13 protein-coding genes are annotated in these 24,142 nt (G+C 44.2%); 2 read left to right on the forward strand and 11 right to left on the reverse strand.

Annotation, left to right across the window (positions count from 1 at the left end):
* Window position 1: 1 nt before the first annotated feature.
* The 4 genes from CLV42_RS23245 to CLV42_RS23260 all read right to left on the reverse strand — a co-directional run bounded on the left by CLV42_RS23245 (window position 2) and on the right by CLV42_RS23260 (window position 7,943).
* Window positions 2-511, reverse strand: a complete 510-nt coding sequence (locus tag CLV42_RS23245) for a hypothetical protein (protein WP_106604323.1) — start codon at window positions 509-511, stop codon at window positions 2-4.
* Window positions 512-534: 23 nt separating this feature from the next.
* On the reverse strand, window positions 535-6,105 hold the full coding sequence (locus CLV42_RS23250; RefSeq protein WP_106604324.1) for a PA14 domain-containing protein: 5,571 nt from the start codon (window positions 6,103-6,105) through the stop codon (window positions 535-537).
* A 415-nt stretch (window positions 6,106-6,520) separates the two neighbouring features.
* Window positions 6,521-7,435, reverse strand: coding sequence for a hypothetical protein (locus tag CLV42_RS23255; protein ID WP_106604325.1), 915 nt, complete (start codon window positions 7,433-7,435; stop codon window positions 6,521-6,523).
* Window positions 7,413-7,943, reverse strand: a complete 531-nt coding sequence (locus CLV42_RS23260; RefSeq protein WP_106604326.1) for a hypothetical protein — start codon at window positions 7,941-7,943, stop codon at window positions 7,413-7,415. Before CLV42_RS23260 ends, CLV42_RS23255 begins: the two co-directional genes overlap by 23 nt.
* 396 nt (window positions 7,944-8,339) lie before the next feature.
* On the opposite strand from CLV42_RS23260, the gene CLV42_RS23265 reads away from it, so the two are divergent.
* Window positions 8,340-9,293, forward strand: a complete 954-nt coding sequence (locus CLV42_RS23265; RefSeq protein ID WP_146154461.1) for a hypothetical protein — start codon at window positions 8,340-8,342, stop codon at window positions 9,291-9,293.
* 170 nt (window positions 9,294-9,463) lie between these two features.
* Complete coding sequence (locus CLV42_RS23270) at window positions 9,464-11,938, forward strand: eCIS core domain-containing protein (RefSeq protein WP_106604422.1); 2,475 nt, start codon at window positions 9,464-9,466, stop codon at window positions 11,936-11,938.
* 72 nt (window positions 11,939-12,010) lie between these two features.
* Here the strand turns inward: CLV42_RS23270 and CLV42_RS23275 are convergent, their stop codons facing one another.
* From CLV42_RS23275 to CLV42_RS23305, 7 genes are all read right to left on the reverse strand, one after another.
* Window positions 12,011-16,450 carry a WGR domain-containing protein gene (locus CLV42_RS23275; RefSeq protein WP_106604328.1) on the reverse strand — a complete coding sequence of 1,480 codons (4,440 nt, stop codon included), beginning with the start codon at window positions 16,448-16,450 and terminating at the stop codon, window positions 12,011-12,013.
* A gap of 142 nt (window positions 16,451-16,592) precedes the next feature.
* Entirely contained in the window at window positions 16,593-17,126 is a 534-nt protein-coding gene (locus CLV42_RS23280; protein WP_106604329.1) for a hypothetical protein, read from the reverse strand.
* Window positions 17,127-17,250: 124 nt separating this feature from the next.
* A complete protein-coding gene (locus tag CLV42_RS23285) occupies window positions 17,251-17,757 on the reverse strand; it encodes a hypothetical protein (RefSeq protein WP_146154462.1) in 507 nt (168 codons plus the stop codon).
* Between the two features lie 63 nt (window positions 17,758-17,820).
* The gene (locus tag CLV42_RS23290) at window positions 17,821-18,573 is read right to left on the reverse strand and encodes a hypothetical protein (RefSeq protein ID WP_106604331.1); all 753 of its coding nucleotides are present in this window, start codon (window positions 18,571-18,573) and stop codon (window positions 17,821-17,823) included.
* A gap of 130 nt (window positions 18,574-18,703) precedes the next feature.
* Window positions 18,704-18,979, reverse strand: a complete 276-nt coding sequence (locus CLV42_RS23295; RefSeq protein ID WP_106604332.1) for a DUF7710 domain-containing protein — start codon at window positions 18,977-18,979, stop codon at window positions 18,704-18,706.
* Between the two features lie 172 nt (window positions 18,980-19,151).
* On the reverse strand, window positions 19,152-19,712 hold the full coding sequence (locus CLV42_RS23300) for a hypothetical protein (protein WP_106604333.1): 561 nt from the start codon (window positions 19,710-19,712) through the stop codon (window positions 19,152-19,154).
* Window positions 19,713-19,717: 5 nt separating this feature from the next.
* Entirely contained in the window at window positions 19,718-24,139 is a 4,422-nt protein-coding gene (locus tag CLV42_RS23305; RefSeq protein WP_106604334.1) for a DUF6443 domain-containing protein, read from the reverse strand.
* Window positions 24,140-24,142: the final 3 nt, after the last annotated feature.

The raw sequence follows: 24,142 nt of genomic DNA on the forward strand, positions 1-24,142 counted from the left end.
ACTACTGTTTCTTTTTATAATAACCCGTACACTCCTGTACCACCGGAAGATTCCTACCAGTGTCCATGAAGGAGGAACGCGGCAGTTCCAGTACCAGTATACCACTGCTCTGCATCTTATACTTGTAAGGCAGGTACGGCGCCTCAAAAGCTGGCTGTCCGGGTATCTCCTGCTGTGGCAAATGCCGTTCTGATTTCTGATATAACAATACTCCCTTCCCACCGATCCTGTATTTGCCGGTCTCAGTAAATCCTGCCGCATTGGTGATCTTACAGGTTTCTCCATTCACTTCTACCTTTACCGGAACGAACCCGGTCACCGTCTTAAATTCTTCCTGCTTCGTCAATGTCTTCTCTTCAAGTACCTGATTATCTTGCTGAGCTAACAACCTGGTCTCAATTTTCACAAGCTCCCACTCCCCTGTTACGGTGGCCTGGCTTTCCTGCGCGGCAGCAACACCATAACCCGATACAAGGATCATCAACAGCGCAAGTATTCTCTTTATAAACATATCATTTGATTTTACGTAGTCAGTTAATTAGCGCAAACCGCCTTCTGTTTCTTTTTATCAGCCACTTTCCAATCCTGTTTATATTCCACGGCATTTGCCTTTATCACTCTTGAATTAGCATCTATCACCAGCTGATATTTATCGCCTTGTTTCACCAACGGGTTATTGAGCATAGACGCCTCTCCAACAGCCAGGTTCATATTCTTTCTTCCCGAACGTACGATCTTCATCATCACATCATTCCCTGAGAATGGCGCGCCATCAGGGTTCACGAAATAAATATCAGGTGTACCTCCACTCACCGCGTTGGCATCCACCGCATACAGCACACTACTGGTGCGGAACGTCGCGATCTGCGGCGTACAATCGGCTCCGCCCGTCTTTACCCTCGACCCTACCAGTATCACATCTCCGCTACTGAAATAGTTAGCTTCCGTACCGGCTGTAATGCCTTTCGTTATTTTGCCTCCGGCGATAAATATGTTATCCAGCAGCACATTCACATTCTTATAGGCGCTACCCATACCATCGTATGTCCATCCCGAAGGCCAGGTAAAGTGATACACCGGATCTCCAAACAGGTTCTGGGTACTGGTCAGCACCACATCGCCTGTCTCGTTATCATATGCGATGTTGCGGATCACTACCCTGCTGCCCTTATCAACCACCACTACACTATCCAGCAAGCCATGCCGGCTGATCACCTTAGTGGCTGCAACAGATTTAAACAATACTTCTTCTCTCTGTGCCAGGTTCCACAAAGTCGGGATAAGGAATACAGGCGGGAGACTGAATGAGAAAAAGTCGCCGTTCACGTTAAAGTTGTTGGCATTGGTCACACTCTTCTGGTGACGCATGTCCAGCATCAGCTCCACATCTTCTCCTACTGTAGCAGCTGTATCCACTACACCATCCGGATCAATAGTCGTAACAGTACTGACCAGATGTTTGAACTCAGCCTTAGGCACCTCTGTTCTGTAGAAATTCTCTGTATAGGAAATAGGATTGTCAGCATCTGTTTCTGCATAAGATGCCTGCGAGCGTATCTTACCGTTCATATCATTCAGCTCCACTTTAAAGCCCTGACTGATGGCCACAAAATGTTTTGCATTGATACGCAGGAAGTTACCCAGTGCTGGTTTAAAGCGTTTCTTGCCATCTGCCACCAATGTCATATCTGTCAGTACCGGGAAATCGTAAGTAGTATAGAAGCGGGTTTCTTCAAAACCACTGGCAGAGCGTACATTCTTTGAATTGATGGAACGTACCCTTACATTTCTATATCCTACAGATGGTGCAGGGAAGAAAGATTCACATAAAGGCTCCTCAGTGTAGCCCATATTTACAGGCGCTAATGCAGCTACCTGTTGTTTGTATTCCAACGGCTGACGCCAAGGGTTCTCTTCATTTCCTATCATCGGCTCATAACTGGCCACGCCACTGCTGATCTCTACAGGAGTCCTGTTCACTTCTTTTGTAGTCGTATACTGATATTCGGTACCATATACAGACTCCTGCTGTTTGGTCATGGCATTCCAGTTATCATATATTTTGATCCGCTTTACACGGAGACCGCCACCATATTTCTTATAGAATGGATTGTCCAGTCTTACCGTCGTTCGCGAGGTATCTATTTCACGCATCCACATTTTGGTTCTGGCAGCTACATTATACGTCAGGAAAGTATTATTGATATTATCTGCCTGTGAAAGCAGGATCTTGATGGCATCGGAGAATTGGAAATCGTCTCCTGTATCTGAACCCGGATAGGCTTTGGAAGGAAGGTTCAGACGGAGATATTGAATGGCTGCCTGTGCCATCGGACTGAATATGCTGGTTTTCTCACCGGTGTCACCTCCTGCAGTAATGGCTTTTACTTTGATCCAGATCGTATTGCCATTATTGAAATAACCATATTCATTATCATCGATGATGGCATAACAAGGTACATATTCACCGCCGCCACCAAACTTATCTCCCGGCACCTGTACATATAGTCTGAAGTAAAGTCTGCCGTTCAGTCCTTCGAGATATCGTGAATAGAGGTCCTGCCTGCTGCTTACCGCTTTGGGAACATTCACGGCAACATACCTGTAGTCTATCAATCCATATAACGCGCGGTTCAGGTCACCTGAGCTACCCGGTGCTGTAGCGGAGAAGCCGGCTACTTTAAACATCTGCGCCGCACGCTTGTTCTGTACATAAGCATAGTCATCGCTCTCATAATCAATCTTCATACGGCCGCCACCGGGCAATATGATAGAATCCAGCGTCCATGCAGCCGCATTGGCAGCTGCCAGTGAGCTGTCCTGCAATGCATAAGGATACTCGGCATTATTGATCTGGTTGGACGATGTATAACCCGGGTTCTGTGTAGCAGGCTTATAATTGCCCCAACGGTCATACGACTTGGCATTATATACCGGGTTGTTCTTGTTGTAGCTAAAGACATAAGGATTTCTTTTGCCTTTATCGTTACCATTGTAGCTAAACCATACACGTTTCAGGGTCAGCTTGCCGGTGTTGTTCAAAGGTCTGTTCACACCAGGACATAACTCATAGGTATATTCAAAGTGAACAGTCTTGATAGGCTTAGCCCCTGTATTATACTTCTGGAAATCTGCTTTAGCATATAGGTTGATCTCATCCAACTTGCGGGCTACACGTCCTGACTGCTTTACACCGTCTTCGTTGATAGCAGGCAAGTCATCACGCTCACTTGTTTTGAAGGTGGCGATCATTGTTTTTGACTCAATAGAATGCAGGTACCAGAGCTCCTTCTCACCTGTTACATAACTGCCTTTATCATCCCTGTTATCAGTTCTCAGTCCTTCATTATAGGCTGCACTGTCATTGGCGGGTGTTCTCCATTGGTAAGGATTCTTTATACCGGCAATCTTTGTGTAATTGAATTTAACAGCCGTTCCCAGGTCATCATCAGAAATACCATCGCCGGTAACATCTGCATAGTCAGGAGAGACGATGCCGGTCAGCAGGAAACTATGTGCAAAGGCAGGCAGCTCCTCACTATTGAAGTAATTGTCATTGCCCTTGTTGTTGCTCAGTGTATTATCAGATCCGATAGCGTACTTTACCATGCCTTCATTCCTGTTACCACCGGAAGCCGCTACAGAGAACGCGACGTCTTTCTGTTTCAGATTGTATACCGGGATACCGTATACATAGCGGCGTCCATCGGTATTCAGCACACTGATCTCCGAGATATGATCAGGCTTGCGGAACTGGTTTACGCGTTTCTCTCTTGACAGCAGGCTGTTACCCACAACAAAAGTATCCTTATCCGGCATCAGGTAGAGATTAGAAGTGGGAATAGGTACTTCTGTGGTAGCCAGTGGCTTCCATAACATTCTCATAACCGCGCGACCTCCAGCCTGATAATATTCGGCTCTGAGATTATATAGTTCCCCTCCCACCAGGTTTACCCAGGCCGTGTCCAGTCGCTCCGGATGATCGTTCCAGCGGTCTATCAGTAATGTATCATTCAGGTATACTCTCACACCATCGTCACTGCGGGTGGTGATGCAATAACGTCCGGTAACATCTGCCTTTAGCCTGCCAGTCCAGCGTATAGAGAAGTTATTATCAAGGCTGACGCCTGGAGGTGCGATAGCGGCGAACTCTCCTTTGTTATTGAAGTTCACCTGGGGATCTATACGCTCAAATAACGGCTCTTCGAACTTCTTTCCTTTGAAATATTCTGCTTTCAATCCGACACCCTGTCCGTTCACATTATCCGGGAAATCAACACTACAACTACTCAGGCTGAACAAGTTTGGTGTATAGTTCTCAATATATTTTGACAGTCCGCCGACACTCGCTTCACTAGCCGTCAGGTAAGAAATAACCTGGCTGCGTTTATCACGTGTACCTTTGTATACGTTATCCGGTGTCAGCGTCTTTTTAGCTACCAGCTTTTTATTACGGTAAGCATTCAGTCTGTTTGTTGCTTCAATAGTGGGACTGCTATTGCTTGGCTGATAGAGGTCTACCGCCACCACATCATCGCCGCCAATAGCATCATAGAATGCCTTGGTATTACCGCTCTTTTCTCCGGGGTTCCTGAAATAAGCACTTTCAAATGTCTTATCAGACTTTTTGAATGCCACGGTAGTCGCCAGTGGATTTTGTTCCACCCAGGGTCCTACCTGTGTATAAGCGCGGGTAAGGCTTAGGTCAACACCACCATGCACGAGGTCTCCGATACCAATATCTGTACTAAGCCTGTCTGATTTATCCCTCGATCTCATTGCATGATCATACACATACCCGATGTCTCCGCGGTAAGCGCGGAACATACCGCCACTGCCTTCTCCGGAGATGGAAAATACATCATAGGTGTAGGAAGGCACGCCGATATTAGGCACCGCAGGCTTTTCTCTGTAGGCGATCTCTTTGTCACGATTATAGTCCAGCAAGGCACCTTCATTTCCATTTGCCTTCTGATAGTTCAGGTATCCATATGCGGGCAATGACAGGCGTTTATCATCATCAGCAATATCCTGCAATGATACATACCCGCTTATATAAAAGCTAGGGTGTACCACCTTCGTCTCATAGCCTATCTTGGCGGTATAACTGTAGGATGTATTGGTGTAGGCAAGATTTATGGAAGGCATGAATGCCGGCTGTGCAAAGGAGATATAGGTAGATGCGGTGCTGCTATGCGAAGGTTCCTCTTTGCTTTTCTTATCATCTGCAGTATATTGACGCACACCTGCGGAGAAGGTCAGCGCTTTCATGCCTTCACGGGCATTATAGGAAAGTCCTGTAGATACGCTGCCACTCATTCCCCCTTCCTGTGATGCCTTCTGATCAGCAAACTTATAACTGAAAGAAGTGCCCAGTGTCACGCCATCCTGCGAGCTGTTGGTAATAGACAAGCCACTGGTCGCCCTGTCCATACTGCGTGAGCCTGCGTTGATATTGGCGTTCACGCTGGTTTCGATTCCCCAGCCTTTGTAATTGTTATACAACACACCCATGCTGCCTCCTATGCCGAAGCCAACAAACTTACTCAGCCCGGTTACTTCCACATCAGCGCCGGAAGTAACACCAATCGTTTTGTTCTCCTTCATGTTGGAAGCCTTCTGCACGGTATCTGTTCCGTTAAAATCATCCGGTAGGCCGCGCATATTACGTGTGATAGATCCCGGGTTGATGTTCCATCCGAGTCCTACCCAGCTTGCTTCCTGGTCCATCGAAATACCGCTGCTGTAACCCAATGCCAGCGGATAGCCGCCTACGTCCATCAGGGGGATGTTATAAGAGAAATCGCCGGAGAACAGGTCTACCATGTTATCGCTGTTTACGGAGTGGAAGGACTGACTTTCCGGTTGTCCCGGCCCCCCGAACTCTTTTTCCGTTGGCAGCTCCTTTAACGTTACATCTGCCGCAACGACGGGTGCAGACAGCGGTTTTCGTGTACTGCCTGTTGTAACATTAACATGGCTGTAATGCCAGGTTATCCGCGGCGCGGCAAATGCGTATGCGGGCAATACTGCTTCACAATAAAGTAAAATAAGCATGGTGATAGCAAATGCTTTCTTACCTTTTGCAGCGGTCTTCAGTATCATTGAGAATATATTTTAGTATAGGAAATAAGGGTCCTGTTCCTCCGGAGAAGAGGATGCACAGGTATATGATTATGCGGCGGGCTACTCTGCCTGTTAGCCGATATACATATGTAACCTTGTATATGCTGAATGGTACAATTGTGGACTGATTCTGCCCATAGGGATAACTCTCTTCATGAGTATAGGTTTTACTGTTATATGCTACGTGAAAGATCAGTCTGTTGTGCGTTACAACATCAAATCCTTAGTTATGCTATATCTATTTTTGGCTTACTGGGCAACAATGCTCGGGCTCGGGTGTCTCTTAATGAAAATATCGGTCGTTGCTAGATTTAACTCACATGGTAAACCTACGCACAATAACGTATATTTCAAAACATTTATTAAAAAAATTTAAAGAACGATCCACCTCCTATCAGATGCTATCATCCGGAAGATGTTTTTCCAGTCCCTGATAAATACGGGGATCCAGTAACTGATTATGTACGGGCCTTACGGTCCGGTTGTAAATGTAATCATCTATAAGTCCCTTTAACGTAGCAGTAGGGTATAGGAAATAGTTCATAAAGGTGATCCTCAATTCCATATTAGGGTGCGAACTATTGGGATCATGCAGAAAGCCAATATCGCTGGCGCCAAAATTGTCAATCATTCTCTTCCCCGACATTTGGAACTGCATCGCAGGCACCAACAACTCTATATTAAATTCTACATTGAGGCAATCGTATTTATTCACCTTTTGTTTACGGACCATCACAATCGCCAGCGAATCCGCTTCCAACTCAACCTTCTTCTCACTGGTAATAAACTCCGGTTCAAGGTTGCTCTGCTGTTCTCCTAACTGGGTACTATCGCCGTCATTAATAGCATCAAACGCCCCTGTTCTTTGCAAAATGAAATGTCCGATTTCATGCAGGATCATTAGTTCCAGCAGAGGTTTAACAGAAGTAGCATCATTAAGGGTATTCTTCATCGCAAACTCCTTAATATAGCCAGGGTTGATAAGAATATAACGTGATTTTATATTTGAATAAGCGGACGATTTAAAGTTCTTCCCATTCGGCGAAAACGGAATGACCAGGATCTGGGAAGTATCCATACTGGCATACTTATCCTGAAATACAATCTTCTTATTTACAATTGGAAAGACTGCACAATTAACATCTTCAATGACCGAATCGAGCATACTTTCAAAGGAATAATCTTTTGAGAGATCATTAGCAGTAAGTACAGCGTTCTCCACTTCCTTTCCATCGATCTTTGCAACATTGCCATTGCATGCAATAATCATCCATATCGCTATCAGGCTAACTATCCAGTTCTGTCTCATACTCTTTAATTACGCCAGGTTTACCATTAGCATCTGCTTTATTGTAGGCAGCAAAGAATTGCGTTCGCCTTGTTTTTAAATCACCTACATTCTTAAAAGCTTCGGTCTTGAGTTGATTAAAGTGATTACTTGTAAAATTCACAATTGTAGAACAAAAAACCAGAACAGCCAGTATAATAGCAAATCGTTGTGGGTTAGTAGTGTTCTCTTTTTTAGCCGCCTGAATAGCAGAAACCAATGTTGCGCCAGCAGTCAAAATGGTGACAAGAAAACTACATAAGAAATAATAGTTCTGGTCTTTCTCGCCATCTGTGTTATTCTTCTCGATCTTTTGACTGAATTTTGCCAGTACCCGATTATAATCATCATTCGGATTAATATCTTCAAAACCTTTGATATCTGCATAGTTCACCCCCGCCCGGCTGTAGAGCTGATATGTGAGGTTAAAAGCGCTGATAACAGCTATTACTAAGGAAATGCCGGCAAAGGCATAAAACAATGTTTTCATATTATGCTAAAGGGGTTGAGGTTATGATATGAAATTATCACTATTACAAGGAAGTTAAAATACCAAGTAGTTGGTATTTTTAATCATATTCAAAGCAGGGTTACTATATTTTTGCAAATAAAGTCCGCTGTTCCTGTAGCCTTGCTTTATCCGGCCAGGAAGCCTGTAAATTGCAACCCGATCAAGTCCAACTCAAGTCCTGTTCATATTCGATTCAAGTTCGATGGTACTAGCTCATTACAGTCTGATTATAAGTACATTACAATAACCTTGAAGGATATACAAGGACCGTTTTTATCCCCTTATAATGTACCTGATGAATAGAGAATTATTCGAAGCTTGGCCCTGATTATCAGCCAGTTTTTCCGTAAATTGAGTTATAATCTATTGCAAGTTATGGCCCAAAACTTTAACATTCTTACCCAGGGTCTTTCCGGTCATGTCGGAGACCTGATTTATTACGAACGCAACGGCAAACAATTTTGCCGTAAAATGCCCCAGTATGGCCCGGACAGTATGTCTACCGCCAGCAAACAAAGCAGCCGGGAATTTGCAAAGGCCAGTAAGGCCGCAAAATCGATCCGTTCTGCCCTGAATGGTATCTGGCAGCCCGCACAGGACGCAACGACCGTATACAGGCTAAATAAGGCCGTTTATGCGGCTTTGAGAGAGGATACCCAGCATGTCCGTGGCAAACGTGTATTCAGTCCCGCAGCCCTGCATCAACACCTGAAAGATTTCCGGTATAACCAAAAGGCCGTCATGACCGTCGGCGGGATAGACACCATCCGCCAGGAGAATGGTAGCGTGATGGTAAAACTGCCCACTAACTGGCAACACTGGCTGAAACCTCCTAAAGGCGCCCGTTATATACAGCTACAGGCAGTAGCGCTGGATATGGACCTTGAGCAGCATACCTGCCTCGGTAGTACCACGGCGGCCAGTTGTGTGCCCTTGGGCGAAAAGCAACATACCCTGCTGTTACCGGTTACCCCGATGAGGGCAACTGCTACGATTGTTCTCTTACAGATCCGCTTTTTGCATACCGATATAGGCATTCAGTCCTCCGGCACCGCCAGCAGCGAGCAGGCATTTGTGACGGCTGTGCTGGAACCAGTGTTACCGTTGGTAGAACAGGCAAAAGATCCGCAGCCAGCCAAAGCCCCCAGGATTGTAAGGAAAAGCCGCTCTGCAGCAGATATGCTGGCTGTCAGTCAGCAAAGCAAAGTACGTATACCTGTTTGCAGAGAGGAAATCAGCGAACCCCTTATTCAAAGAATAAATATATCCGCAGAAAGCCTTTCACTAGCAGTATTTCATCAATACGATTATGATCAGTTTTTGGTCTGACATAATACTTCCTTCCGGTTAAAGGCGAATTACAATGACACGATGTGAATCGTGCTTTTTTCCTATGCAAAAAAGACATGGGCGGAGATGTAATTGCCGACACCATTCCTCATTTTTAAACGAACAGTTTAAAATTATTCTCTAAATTGTGTGCATATACCTACAACGCTATGCCACATGAACATCATGCCACTCAGACCAATCAGACGGCCACTCGTTCTGTAGCGGATAATCAATATTCATCGGGGATATCGAAACCTGCTGTTCAGCCATTGCAAAGGATGCCAGTCTCCGCTCCTGCCGGGACTAACAACAGTCAAAACACCCAACCATTTCAATTAAAGCCAAACGATACGGGCCTTCCGGACGATTTAAAATCCGGTATTGAAAGCTTGAGTGGGTACTCTATGGATGATGTGAGGGTGAACTACAATTCTGCCAGGCCGGCGCAGTTGCAGGCGCATGCGTATGCGCAAGGCACAGACATTCATATAGCACCCGGACAGGAACGGCATCTGGCACATGAAGCATGGCACGTGGTGCAGCAGAAACAGAGAAGGGTATCGCCAACGGTCCAATTGCAGAAAGATATTCCTGTGAATGATGATGCGGGACTGGAGCAAGAAGCAGATATCATGGGGACAAAAGCATTGCAAGCTAAGACGACGGCGCAAGCGCCGCTGCAGTATAAGCATATAGACAAAGCCGTATTGCAGGGTGCTTTCCTCGACATAGCGGCCAACAACTTTACGGATTATATTACGGAGCAGGAAACAAAGCAGAAACAAATAGGTGCACATAAGGAATCATTTACCACTGTTGGCTTCGAGCACGAATTCACCCAGACAGAAGGAGAAGGAAATGTGTTAGCAGGTATATCGCATCTGGAGCTCGCCAAAGCCCGTCCGCTGGCTTTCACCAAATTACCTTTTATACTGGAAACTGATGCGGCTAATGCATTGGAACTGGTAAGTCCTCCATTCCTGATCAAAACACTGTCAAACTCCATGATCCCCGATCCTGCAGATGTAGAAAAGGTGGATAGCATCATACGAGCCAGTCTGGACACATTATCGAAGAAGGGAACCATTGATGGAATGATCAAGGGATTCAAGACAGCAGGACTTGATTTCTCCGCCGCTGAAAACCTGAAGATACAGCAGAAGAATGTATCTCATAAGAGCGGGGTAAAAGACTATGACAGCATGCCGGAACTGGATTTTACGGAGCTGAAAAAGATAAAGATCAAACCTTCTGAAAAAGGCGGCGGCATCACCAGTCAGGTAAACTTTGCTACAACAGCGCAGACCTTCGATGATCTGCAAAACATCAATAAAGAAGATGTGCTGGATACTTCCGGAGCGAGAACACCCGGATTTAATCCCAAAGCGATACTGGCCACTCTCGAAGCCGGCATTAAGGCAGCCATTGCACAAACCGGTATTACAGATACACCTGGTCGCAAGATATTCATTAACCAGCTTGCACGTACGCTGAGCGGCCAGTTTGCCGTTCCGGCCATAGAGCATGTGATGAATGAACAGAAGAAGATATTTGATGGCACGTCCGACCTGGCCGATACTCCGGCAGCCACCTCAAAGTTCCGGTTCAATGCTTATCTGTCCAGCGCAGTAAAGGATGTGGACGGGGCCTGGATCAAAGACAGCCTGATGAACATAGGACTGGGTGTATTGAATGACGAAGACTGGACAGCCATTAAGGACATGGTAGCCAATGGCAGATTGGCGGATGGCATCAGGGGCCTGGCATTGCCGGAGTTTACGAATATCAACGGATTTGAAAAAGAAGCAGATAAAGAAGCCGGGAATGCGTTGATACAAGAAACATTGAGATTGGCAAAGGGAAAAATGCTGGCGGCCCTTCCTATTATTTCAGGGCAAATAGACATGGTCTATAACCATGATCTCATGAAGAAAGATGGTAAAAAGACTACAGAGCTGGGGATTTTCCCTACTGAGGCGGTAGCTTTTATGGGGCATAATGATGAGATGATCGGTGCAAGGCAGGATACTTACATTGATACGAGAAAAGCTCAGTTGCCCCAGGTAACCAATGAACGCCTGCATGTGGCAGAAACACGCAAGGACGGCGTAGATAATCTGTATAAGCTGGCTTTTAATACAGATAAGCTGGATGATAAAGGATTGGACGCTATGTTTGCATTTCAGGCTGATAAAGTCGCAGAGATAAATAAAGAGATCGTCGAGTTACAGCAGGCGAAGGCCCTGGCGGAAAAAGATATCCAGGACATTAAAGATAAAATAGTAGAACTGGAGCCCAAGGTAAAGACGCTTTACGAGGGATACGAAGCTGCCTTGGCAGAATTTACAAAGACTTATCAAGGCAAGCCAAAACAACTTAAAGCGCAGTTCGAAAAAGCCTTTGATCCTACAGGTCTCAATGATCAACTGATCAAGCAACAGAAAGCATTGCCCGGAAAGATCAAACAGCAAACGCCAATTATTGACAAGAAGAAGAAAGAAATCACGGCAAAGCAAGAAGAACAGAAGCCATACCTCCTTTTGATGAGTGAGATAGACTCACGCAAAAAGCAACGAAAGATGATGCAGGAACTACGACAGCAGATATTGAAGCAACAACTGGAACAGCAGCAACTGTTTTAATACCATATACTGCCCTTACAGGGCATGTCTGAAAAAGCCTGGCTTCTTTCGAAACCAGGCTTTCCTTTTAGATTATAATTTTACCTTTTCAAGGTACTCATCACTTAGTAATCCATTTTCCTGCAGCTTCAGTTTCCCGATCTTAGCTACCACCTTTTCCAGGTCCTTCCTATATCCCGGATCAAAGCCCATAGCCTTATACAAGAGCAATGCCTGGGTCTCATAAAAAAGGTTCAGCACATTCTTCTCTTCGATCGGTGATATGGTCTTCATGGTTGTTTTGATATGCTTAAGCCCTTCCTCTATTCCTTTCAGATCCGTGGCTGTTTCATAGCAATGGTATGCCAGATTGTTATGAGCAGCACGCAATGCCGCACGGATAGGGTTAAACTCTTCCAGGTAATCCCACAAGGTAATTTTACTTAATTCAGCAATAGTACCACGGCATACAGCAAGCGACTCCTCTTTCCTGCCAGCCTCATAAAGTGCATAGCGCTGATGATCCCAGACATAGGCCCATAGCCTCATTTCTGAACATTGCGCATCTCTGAGCAGTTTCTCTGCCTGATTGAGTATGTCAATTGCCTGGACATAATTCTTATCCTCCACCAGTAAGGTCACTTCGCGCATTTGCTGGTCAAATTCTTCCTGGCTAAATTCATATACGCCTGGAACATCCGGCAGCTGGAAGCTGGCGTAAGGATATGTCAGCCAGTCTTCGTCCTCGATCTTCTGCGCTTTCGCAATGTCCTGCGATTTCCGGTAGTATTCAGCTGCTTTGCCGGTATCTCCTTCCAGGAAGTAAGTCCAGCCGAGATAATAAACAGACTGATGAAGGTGTGAGGCGTTGACATTCGTCGTAGTTTCTACTTCTGCTAATTGCTTCCTCGCCTCGTCAAACTTCTTATCTATAATCAGTCCCAGTCCGCGGTTCACGAGCAGATAATCCAGGGAGAATCTGTTCTTATACTTTGTGAAAAGCATTTCAAAAACGGCAGCATACTGCGCATGCGGAATATACTTACTCAGTTGGTTGTTGCTCAAAACAGCGCCTGCACAAAACGCTACCGTGCGTAGCTCAAGGGGTACGAATTTAATATTGGCAATATCTCTGCCGATAGCCAGTTCACAGACCTTCGCTGTACGCATCGATAAAGGAACATACTCGAGTGCCGCACCGTAGTCCATAGAGCAGGCCTTTTCACACATTTCCTGCGTAATAAAGTGTCTGGGCACAAACTGGAAATCGTATGAATCCATTTTCACAGCAATATCACAGATCTTCTGTGTCAGGTATTGCGGTGGCACGTCATGTATACGTTCGTTTGACCCGGATTTACTGGCTGTAAGGGCTTTGATGATAAAGTCTTCGTCCCAGTAGCAGGCCCACACCTTATCAAAGGTGTCGTAATTAAACTCGGGTTCATCAAAGTACTCATCTCTTACCTTACTCCGCTCGTTCCAACCAGCAGCAGCGGCCTTCTCATTGAATCCAGACAGGTTTCCCAGGTGTTTTTTATAATAGGCATAGCTTTGCTTGTGGATACGCTCGGCATCTACATGATCAAAGATGCTGATGCCGTATTTCTTTACGGCTTTCCCCATTCTCTCCAGATCAGACTGGGATCCGAAGCGCCATCTCTCCCTATCGTACAGTTCAACAATAAAAGGCCATTCGCGGTCCTGACTGTATTTTTCCGAAGCATACTGGTATATTTCTTTATCGACCAGTCTCGGTGGAATGTTCTTGATTACATGAATACCCAGGTCAATCGCCTGTTTAATGTATTCGTTGGCGTAGTATTTTGAAGGCAGGTCTTTACAGTGTGTATCCTGCAGATTACCACCGGCAATGAGCGCGATGTTCATCCGCTCGTCTTTAAAGGCCACAGGCACATGACTGTAATTGTATTGATTACCCATCACTGCGCGGAAACATAACTCATAGGTCAACTGCTCCTTAGGCACACATGAAAGATCTATACCGTGTGGATGGACATTGTAAATCTCTTGCGTGAGAAATTCGGCGGGAATCTCCTGGTAAAAGCAAGGTTCCTCCCTGTTTACAGCCAACAGGATAATGGCCGGTGTATATAGTTCCTGTTTAAAATACGTGATCACCCGGCCGCGTACATCGTACTCTTCGTTTGTTTTATGATCGAGTAATGCCTGTAACATGTCTTTAGTACGGTATTGCTCGGGGATCGTTGATAGTTTATTGCCAAGCCATTCGTCGGGGAATTTACCCGTCTTCTTATACATGTCAGGACCATATTTTCCCAACATGTCGGCAAAATACTGATCCCAGTATGCCTGGTCTTTGACTGTTGATGCTGGTTGCTGAGTATCCCAGTTCACCGTTACAGGATCCCCGTATAAATAGCGAAGATTAGTATGCTGCGCATAAGGCTGTGCTTTGTCACTTTTTTGAGCAGCCACCTTGTAGAACTTGTCTGCTGTTTTCCCGTCGCCCTGTAAATGATAGACTAAGCCCAGTAGCCAGTTATTGGTAAAGATGCTATTTATCTCCACTGATCTTTCCAGGTAGCCTTTGGCTTCTGTCAGCTTCTGCTGATAGATACGCGCCTCTCCTAACACCCGCAGCGCAAAATAGGCAGACTCGCTCTTTTGCACGGCTTTATTGGCCAGTTCGATCGCTTTATCATATTCCCCGATCTGTACAGCACATAAGGCAGCTTCTTCCATACAAGCCCACTCATATTTAACTCTCTCAGGGGTATAGGGAATCCCTTTGGCGAATGATTCCATGGCCTGTTTGTAGGCCTTCTGCCCGAACAGGCATTTACCTGCATGATAATACGCAAGGTAATAACCAGGCGCTTTTGTGATAGCCTCCTTGAAACATTGATAAGCGCCGGTAATGTCCTCTTCCGCTTTCAGACGTACTCCTTCGCGGGTCAGTTTAATACCTTCAGGCGTCACCCCTTTCTGCAACACGGGTTGATTGTTCTTCAGCGCCTCATAGACCTTCCGGACACTGATGTTCAGTGTATCATGATGGGACTCATCCAGCGTATAACCAAGCTCCGGCAGGAATGCGTAAGCATAATCATGCCAGGCGAGAAAAGCATTATCTGTCACATAGGATGACAACTCGTCGTAATTGTACAGGGCCGTAATAAGTGTCTCCGGTGCGAATTCGAAACAGCGCAGGCTATAGAACCAGGAGAAGAAATACGGCGCGTTAATACTCCGGAAAGGCATGGAATGTACCATTTCATCATCCTCTCCCCAGGCCGAGGCAACATAGCGGATGGTTTCTGTGCCCATGGTCTTCTGGAAATACCCCAGCTCGAGGTAATCGACAGTTGTATTACCGGTAACATAGTAACCATTGGAAGAACTAACCTTTCCCTGTATGGTCATATTACCACGTACCACAAGAAGATCTATATTAGCGCGTGGGATTTCCAGGTCGCCTTCAATAAGCAGATCACCATCGCAATAATAAATGGCGTTCAGGTATTCTTCATAATATTCCCGCTCACTCTCATAATTAGCGGCATAGGAATTGTCCTCGTCTTCCCAATAGTCAAATAAATTTTCGACGTTCAGGACTTCTAATACTTCACTATAGGAGACTGCTTTTAAGCCGTGCTTTTGCAGGAAAGCTTGTGTTTCTGCATCATCATCATCGTCCTCATCTTCTTCTGTTTCTGATTCAGCCTTGTTTGTATTACGGGCTAATGCCTCGAAAGCCGCCACCCCAATGATTGATTTCATTGAAGCCTTTGCTTCCATCACAGGTGATAAGGCCTGCGTAAATGCCTCCTCGCTGGTATTTCTTAACGATTGGGGGAAATGAATACTCTTTATCGTTCCTAATGGATCGCTGACAAATATCCTCATCTCCTCCCCGTTGATGATCATCCCCAGCACCCACCAGCATTTCGATAAGTAGCCTTCTTCCTCACCGATCAGGTTGAATTTACATCGGTAGAAATTCTGATAGAAGTTCAGGAAACCATACAGGTTATTACCATTGACACCTTCTGCGTTGTAACAATATACTGCACAGATAAAATCGTCTTTACTAAAGAAGAGAGAGCCTTTCTCCAGCCAGAAATCAACGTATTCTTCCGGCATCTGGAAGCCGGCGGCGGTTTCCATTTCTTCGATGTTCTCATCTGTTACGTCGACTGTTTCCAGTTCTCCGGGATATTTGCCGTCAGCAAGATACTGGGCAAGTGTCAATAGGTCTTCGAACAAATGTTTAGGGGGAGTATCACTGGCTGTATCGGAGATACTTGCCTGGATGCTAACTGGTTCATCATTAACTCCTTCGACAACCTGGCTATACCCTTTCTTCACCTTTTCGGCAATCAGCTTTTCAGCAGCCTTTCTGCACTCTTCTTCTGATGCGTATTCTTTGGTTTGGGTTTGTCCCTGGGTACCTGTTTTACCGTAATAAACGGTAAACTGGTCACCTGTAATTTCAATGTCCCAGAACTTATCGGATTTTCCGTCCTGGTAGATAAATTTGATTCTCATGTAAAGTCGTTATTGTTCCTGTTATCACTTTGCCAATAATTGTGGCGTTAAGCTACGTATAGTCAGCACAGTACAGTTGGCAAAGGGGGTTTATTGGCCGGCTAAGATAGTATAAAAGTTCATTCACAATGCTGGTTGTTAATCAACCAATAGCGCCTATTGCATTCTTCAACATATCATTGGCTTCCGCCACTATCTTTGGGTCAATCTCTGAAGTCTTATTGGTCAGCCTGAAAGATGCCTGCTGTCCGGTAAACTCCATGTGCATCATCACACTTCCACTACCCCAGAAGAAATCATAAATGATGGCGACACCCTCGTCACCGGTTTCCATATAACCTGCTAAGCTCTTTAACCAGGCCAGCATCGGTAGAATTTCCGTATAGTTCTGACTGAAAAGTGCGATAGCGAGCTCCCACTCTTCTCCATCTCCTCCCCGTTCACGCGTTCCTGTTTGCGGGTCAGACAGATAGGAATCCACCAGACCACGGTTCGTTTTTATCCAGGCATAGATGGGGACTTTTGTCAACGGGGATTGGGAATGCATTTTACGGCTGTTCCACCAGGAAGTCCAATCCTGATCTATTTCAGGAGATAGTGGTTTGTCCTGGAAGAATCGGTGGAGGTTATCCTTGTTGGTTTTGACTTTTAAGTAGAGAGAGCGAGGCTCTGACATAGGGTTATATATTTAATTGGGTGTAATATATGAGGAAGTTTTTGATTATGCAAGGTGGCCATTATGGGAAAGAAGGCAGTACATATACATTGCAGTAATCTCTGCGGGGATTAAAATGTTACAGTTACTCAAACGTATCCCCGAATTGCATTAACGCAACGGAGGATGGTCTTCTAATATCCCTCAATAACTGCGTATAGCAGACATCGAAAAGCTTCTTTTGGGGATAATCATATGATATAAAAAAACTAAAATTCTTGCTAACGCTCCCTTCGGGGAGCGGTTTAATCTTCTGCAAGAAAATACTATCCGAAATTATGGCCTTAATAAACGCATCTAGCTTGCGACCAGAGAATGTTTTATGCTTTTTTGCCATTAAATCATAATACATCCCTCTATTTTTCCCACCTTCATCAACCACAAACATCAACTTTGCTTCAGAAAACGCACGGACCCCAATAACTTTCATGCTTTTATATCTTTTTAGCAATCTGCTACTAATGCTGTCTGCTTCATTCAAATATCGGTCTAAACGATAATGCGAAATATAAGAGCATTTACACTCACATGAATTCTGGCCACTTGCATAACTGAATTGCAAAACAGCAAATAAAAAAGTAATAAATCTCATTCCTACTGTTATAAATGTGAATTAACCAAGCGCAGTTTCGAAAATAGCCACAGTACAGCAAACTTATATGCCCCGATCCACCAAAGTCCCGAAGCTCTCAACCACCTCCCTGGTCAGATTTACTTTTGCTTCCAGGTTAGCTTTATCGCCCTGGTAAAAGCGAATAATGCCATTCAACAGTGCTGATACAGACGTTATATCTTTCCGCACAAGATCAACATAGACAATTCGATTTCCATTTTCTCTCCGGTAACCAAAATATTGGCGGTAGTACAAGGGCAGCTCAATATTCGCATAAATTTTGTGCAGTTTGAAGATCTGTTCGACCTGTAACTGCAAGACCCGTTTCGTCATTTCTATATCTTTGCAGCCGAGCTCAATATCTACAATGTCCCCATACTCTACAGTATGACCATAGGCGGCTTCCTTGTGGAATACAAACCCTTGATAATCCTTTCCCTCACAGAGAAATGAAGGCAACTTTTCATCCATATGGTTATATATCCAGACAACATCCTGTGCTTTTGCGGTCAGGTCACACATCAGGGCTTTATCACTTGCGGTTTTAAACTGAATTAAGGGATGGTCTAAAACATTCAGCTTATGATCGATGTGTTGAGATTTCAATACAACGCGGAGATTTTTATAAAAATCATCGGCGGTTTGAGGTGTTACATAGCCCTTTTGTCTATCGAACACAAGCGGTGCAAATTCGATGTAGGTGTAGGTAATATATAACCACCAGGAGGCAGCTGCAATGCAAATGGCTAACAATGAAGCGATAATGGAGATTTTAAGTATTCGTTTCTTAGGCATAGGAATGGGATTGATAGTCAATAATAGGAAAAATTATGATACTTCAGCGGTGTTTCATATGGTTTGGCTACCTAAAGGGACCGACAATAAGACTTACTATAAGGGTATACTAAGTCTTAATAGCAAATGCCTATATTTGAATTCCATCCTCATAATGAAAATGTTCCTGGCCGCCGGCAGTAAATCTACCAATGAACTCAGGGGTAGAATGTTCTTCCCTTTTTTGCGTAAAAATTCCTGAACTAATTGCCCAGTCATAAACTCCAATATTAACGGGGTATGCTGTTAAAACGCCTGTTAGTTTATGTAAAAAGATCCATTCTTTAGCAAGTTTTCTTTCTGTAAAAACACCGCTGGCAAATCGTCCATTAATGCCATGAAATACCCATATCACATCGACATTCATAAGTCTCTATTTTCTATTGCAGTCGCTAGCAGTTACAAACAAAAGTGACCTGGTATAGGAAACTGGAGATATCCTTATCACAAACAAGCAGTTCAGGCTAGTTTCCCAGGACTATTTTAAAGAGGACAATAATTTCCAAAATCATTCTCATTCAAGATCCACCCATTACAATCTATTTATCTTTTACCAGATACCAGCTTTCATCCAGCTTTCGCCCAGACTCTATATATTTTTTCCATTGCTCATTTTTGACATCAGTAACATCTCTGACGTATAACAAGGCCCCATAACTTTCAATATATATTTTCATATCGATACCAAACTTTCTAAAATCAGCGGTTACGCCAATAATTTTAAAATGATCCATTACTTTTAGTGCCACTCTTAGCTCGTTACCCAAAGCGTTTCGATAACCGGAGGTATCGGTAACATTAAAAGAGGACAAAACAGCAATATCAGTTAAGGGATATTGAAGAATTTCATTTGTAAACGTGAAAGTACTATCGTTCTTCTCGAAAAAAAATGTATTCACCAACTGTCCTTTGCTATATGATAGTTGATAGAATTTATCACTTCGATTTAAAATCGTTTTGTCTTTAAATTCCTTCAATAAATACGTACGCTTATTATAAATATTCTTGGCGGTTTTCTGATCATCTGTCTTACAGAACAAATAAATCGCGATTGCGATAAATACTATGATCAAGATAACAATTACAAATACTTTTTTCATGTTTTTTATTTGAGATTGAATTTAGGCCAGCTTTGATGGTCCTTTTTTATCAGCATCGCGCCTTTAGGACTATTTGCATATCCCCGGTGTATCGCTCTTTGATCTGATTTGGAGTCAAATATACCAGGGCTTCCATTAGTCCCAGGGCCAAAATCATAATATGGGGTATGGTCTCTTCTTCCATTAACCATATTATTTATGTGGCCGCCCATTGAAGCTGTCGCGAGGCTAATTCCTAATTCAGCTGTTCCCCTTCCAAATAAATAGTTACCTAGATCGCCAACATTATAAGCAAGTCCCTCTCTGATGTAAAATGTGTTTGTTTGCAAATCGTTTGCCTGAATCCCTCTAACACCATAGTCCATTGCACCCTGTCTGCCACTTTTATTGGCAAATCTCATGGGATTTGCTTGTGCTTCGGGACTCCATACGCCACTTCTATCAAGCTGTCTTTCAACCATTTCATCGCTCATCACTGTTACTCTATCTATTTTACCATTCTTAATCGCTTGCACATCCTCAGTAGGGTCATTAAACTCGAAGGTCTTTCCTTCTGAATAGACTCTTTCTTCATAACGAACACCATCTTTTTCAAAAGTAGAAGTTACGGTAGACTTTTGATAAAATACACCAGACCATTCCTTTCTACCATTATCCTGAAACTTCCAGAAAGTACCATCTGGTCTGAAAAGAGCAAGCGTATCTCCCAATGGGTCTGCATAACGAATCGGGTTATTGGCCATTCCAGCATACAAGCTAACCATATCGGTAGGTTTAGTATCTAAATTCTGCCAACGTCCTATTTGTGAGTCATATGTTCTATAATAAAATTCATATGTATTTAAATCGAAACTTGTATTATACTCGGCTCCATTAAATCTCTCCTTTTTGTTCTCCAACGAGTTCACTGCTTTAGGAGAAATACCAACCATTGTCAAGCCATAGGGATAATAATGCGTCTCCTCCAGCAATGGACCACTATTCACCGCCAAAACAACATTATCAAAGAACACATCCTGCTGGCTTTCATTGCTTGTATAAACATACAAAAATCCGCTCTGTTCCACTGCCATTTTCTCCACTCCTAACTCCTGCAGCTCATCGGGACTCGCCTTCACCTGCCTCACTCCACTATTATCCTCCACTAATTTAAAATCATCATTAAATAAAACAAAGTTCAAATATGCCTTTGGGCGGCTTGACGGCCCGTTGTCATTATTCTTTTCTTTTAAACGTTGATAATTATTGTTATAGAAGTCTGCGTTAAAAGGTGTGTTATTATAAATTCCCTCTGATGCGTGTGAGCCATTTTCGGAAGCAGTACCACCAAATGCCTGCACCAGACCAGCAATCATATCCTCTACCGGAGCCTTTCCATTATTCTTATCCGGCCCCTGGGACTTATAAAATGCTTTCGCCTTAATTTGAACGGTATCTCCAGCCATTACCCGCAAGACCAATGAAGGGCCTATCTTCTTCCCTCCTGCTTTCGCATTCAACTTCGCAGCAAACTTATTTTGTTCTGTAGTCTGGTCCACAGGATAACCAGAAGGTACTTCTGCACGAGTCTCCTCTACATTGCTAAACAGTGCTACTTCCTGAGCCGCAACTTCTGTCTCCATTGTGGCGGCATACATTGTAAAGTCCGTCTGGTCTGTCAAAACCGTTCTTACATTACCCAGGTGATCCTTTTCAAAATAATCATATGCATATTGCACCGTCTGACCGCTCTTATAAACAGGGCGAATACGACCTTCTTCATGACTAATAAGCTCCAGGCTGTCTTGCTTGTATACAAATGGTCCCGCATAGTCAGTTACAGTTGTTTTGGATGTACTACCAGTGTTATCCAGTACTGTCTTACTTAGCTTGTTACCTGTGGCATCATACTGGTAAGTAATTGTCCCCTTGCTCGCAATAGTGATCACCGAAGGAAGATTCAAATAATTATATACTATTGAACTAATGTGCTTATTAGAATCAGCCACCATGTTACCATTTCCATCATAGAAATAGTCATTACCGGCATTTGTTCCATCAATGAAATCTCCCAGTTTAGCAGATACAGTCTTTGCAGGATTTGGATCAGCCACCGCAGCCAACTTGTTACTATTGGCCAGGTAAGTATAGCTTAACCGGTCTACCGTATCAATCTTTGTTCCAATCATTCCCTTCTGCCACATGGATTTAATATTACCATTAGCGTCATAAGTCAGATTACTAACCGTAAAGTCCTTTTTGTCCTGCGCCCAGCTACCACCATTCTTCTGAGTGAAGTACGCTCCCGTCAACCGGTTAGCTTTATCATAGCTATAGCCATAAGCCCAGGCACTGTCGGCACGCGTCTTCCACTTAACACCAGATATGTTGCCGTTATACAGGCTAGAGTCAAATCCATAATCATAGCTCAACTCCTGGCCGAACCAGTTAGATGTACTCGTTCCGCTGTTTACAAAATTCTTGTTGATGCCTTGTAACCAACCACGGATATTATAAGTATAGTTTAAACTGTCAATTACACTATTAGAAGAACCTACACCTAAACGTTTCAGTTTCAATTGACCCAGCTCGTCATAATCGTTTGCTGCAATCATTCTCTCCTGACCTGCATCATCATTTAACCGCTTCCTCACTGCAAGCAATCTACCTACATAGTCATATGTCATACTTGTGAGCAGCGTAGTTTGTGGGGTAATACTTTTAGGATTCTGATGACGAAGGTAAGCTGCCAACGCAGTACCTTTGAAGTTGTATAAAGTTGACAATATGTCTTTCCCGCCTAAGTTGTTTTCACTTACTACCTGAATGACACGGCCCTTATCATTATAATAGGTAGTCGTCGTTAACCACTTTTCTGTCCCGAGCACTCTTACCTTACCACCGGTAACCAGTCCCGTTGTCATATTGCTCACTGGCAACTTCTCAGGATATAATGTATCCGCAGCCAATAACTTTCCAGTATCGTTGCCCGCAAAAGCCAACTTGCCGGAATAATTATAGTTGTCGTAAAAGGTATAAGTCAGCGGTGTCAACGCTGATGCTGATATATTAGGCAATGGATTTGTAGCAGTAATCACAGTAGTGTCACCTGCCGCTGCAGGATCAATTCTCGTCTCGGTATCTCCCCCCGTGTTGGAGTCAAATCCATCCAATATAGTAATGCTGTTGGTAGCTGTGTATAACGCACTACCATCGTGACCATACAAGGCCAGATCCGCTTCTGCTGCAGCCACATAAGAAATGGTCTGGGATGTAGATGCCGAATTCATACTCGTCTGCAAAGCATCCCTGGTAGACGTCCCCTTATAGATAGCCGTCATGGTTGGGCGATTCAACTCATCATAGAAAGTCACCAACCATTCCATAGGAGATTTCATCCGTTGAATGGAATCCTGCGTAAATACAAGCCTATCCCGAACGTCATACACCATGAACACTCTACCGGCACCGGGCACCTTTTTCACTACCATACGCTGCCTTCCATCATATTGATACTGGAAACACAACTCATCAGCGATAGCGGCACTTATTGTCCAGGAGCCTTTTATTGCCTCCACAGCCAGTGGAGGGATAACAAAGCGAAGATTGCCCAGATCATCATACACATAATAAGTACATAACCAGCCTATATGTCCTGTACCAGGATTGCCCGAGATCTGCACCTTTTTTAATACCACCTGCCCTTGCTTGTCCTTATATTCAACCACCTGGCTGCCTTGCTCATCAATAGTCACATTCTCTTCTAGCTGCCCCGCTGCGTAATTGCTTACACTCGTAGGTATCCCTGTCCCAATATTCCATAATCGTACCGAATCAGACACGGAATTCACCTGATACCGGATTTCTACAGGATGATTAACCCAGCTATTGCCTGGCGCATAGGATTTAAGCGGCCTGTTAAGAGGGGATTGCTCAAACTCCTGCTGAGCATAGTAAATGTTCTCACCTACAATTCCCGGATTAAGCACTCCATTCTGATAAAAAGCTTTCTGCGCATTGAAAGGATCCGTCTTAAATTTTCCATCGCTAATGTTCCCTGACTGCTGTGCATAGGGAAGATACTTGTACTGTTCCCTTCCATAACTATCATATATCACGGGCGCAACAAGATCCTTTCCACCACTACTGATTCCTTTTGAGACTATCTGTATCGGACGACCAAGACCATCAAGATACTGAGTAGTCTGTTTCACTTCCCTTACCGACCTGCTAGTCGATGTAACTGCTGCCGTATCCGCCAATGGTCTATCTGGCTCCCAGGTCCGGACATAGTTGATCGAAGTAGTATTATACGCCGCCGGAACTGTTACTGCCGTTGCCGCACTACGTGTTCCACCGGGTTTATTACTTTGGGCAAAGGCGACATCAGTAATAAGCGATGTCACAGCCAATGCGCCAGCATATATTGCGTATTTTACAAGATTCATAGG

This window comes from Chitinophaga ginsengisoli, assembly GCF_003014595.1.
GTDB lineage: Bacteria > Bacteroidota > Bacteroidia > Chitinophagales > Chitinophagaceae > Chitinophaga > Chitinophaga ginsengisoli.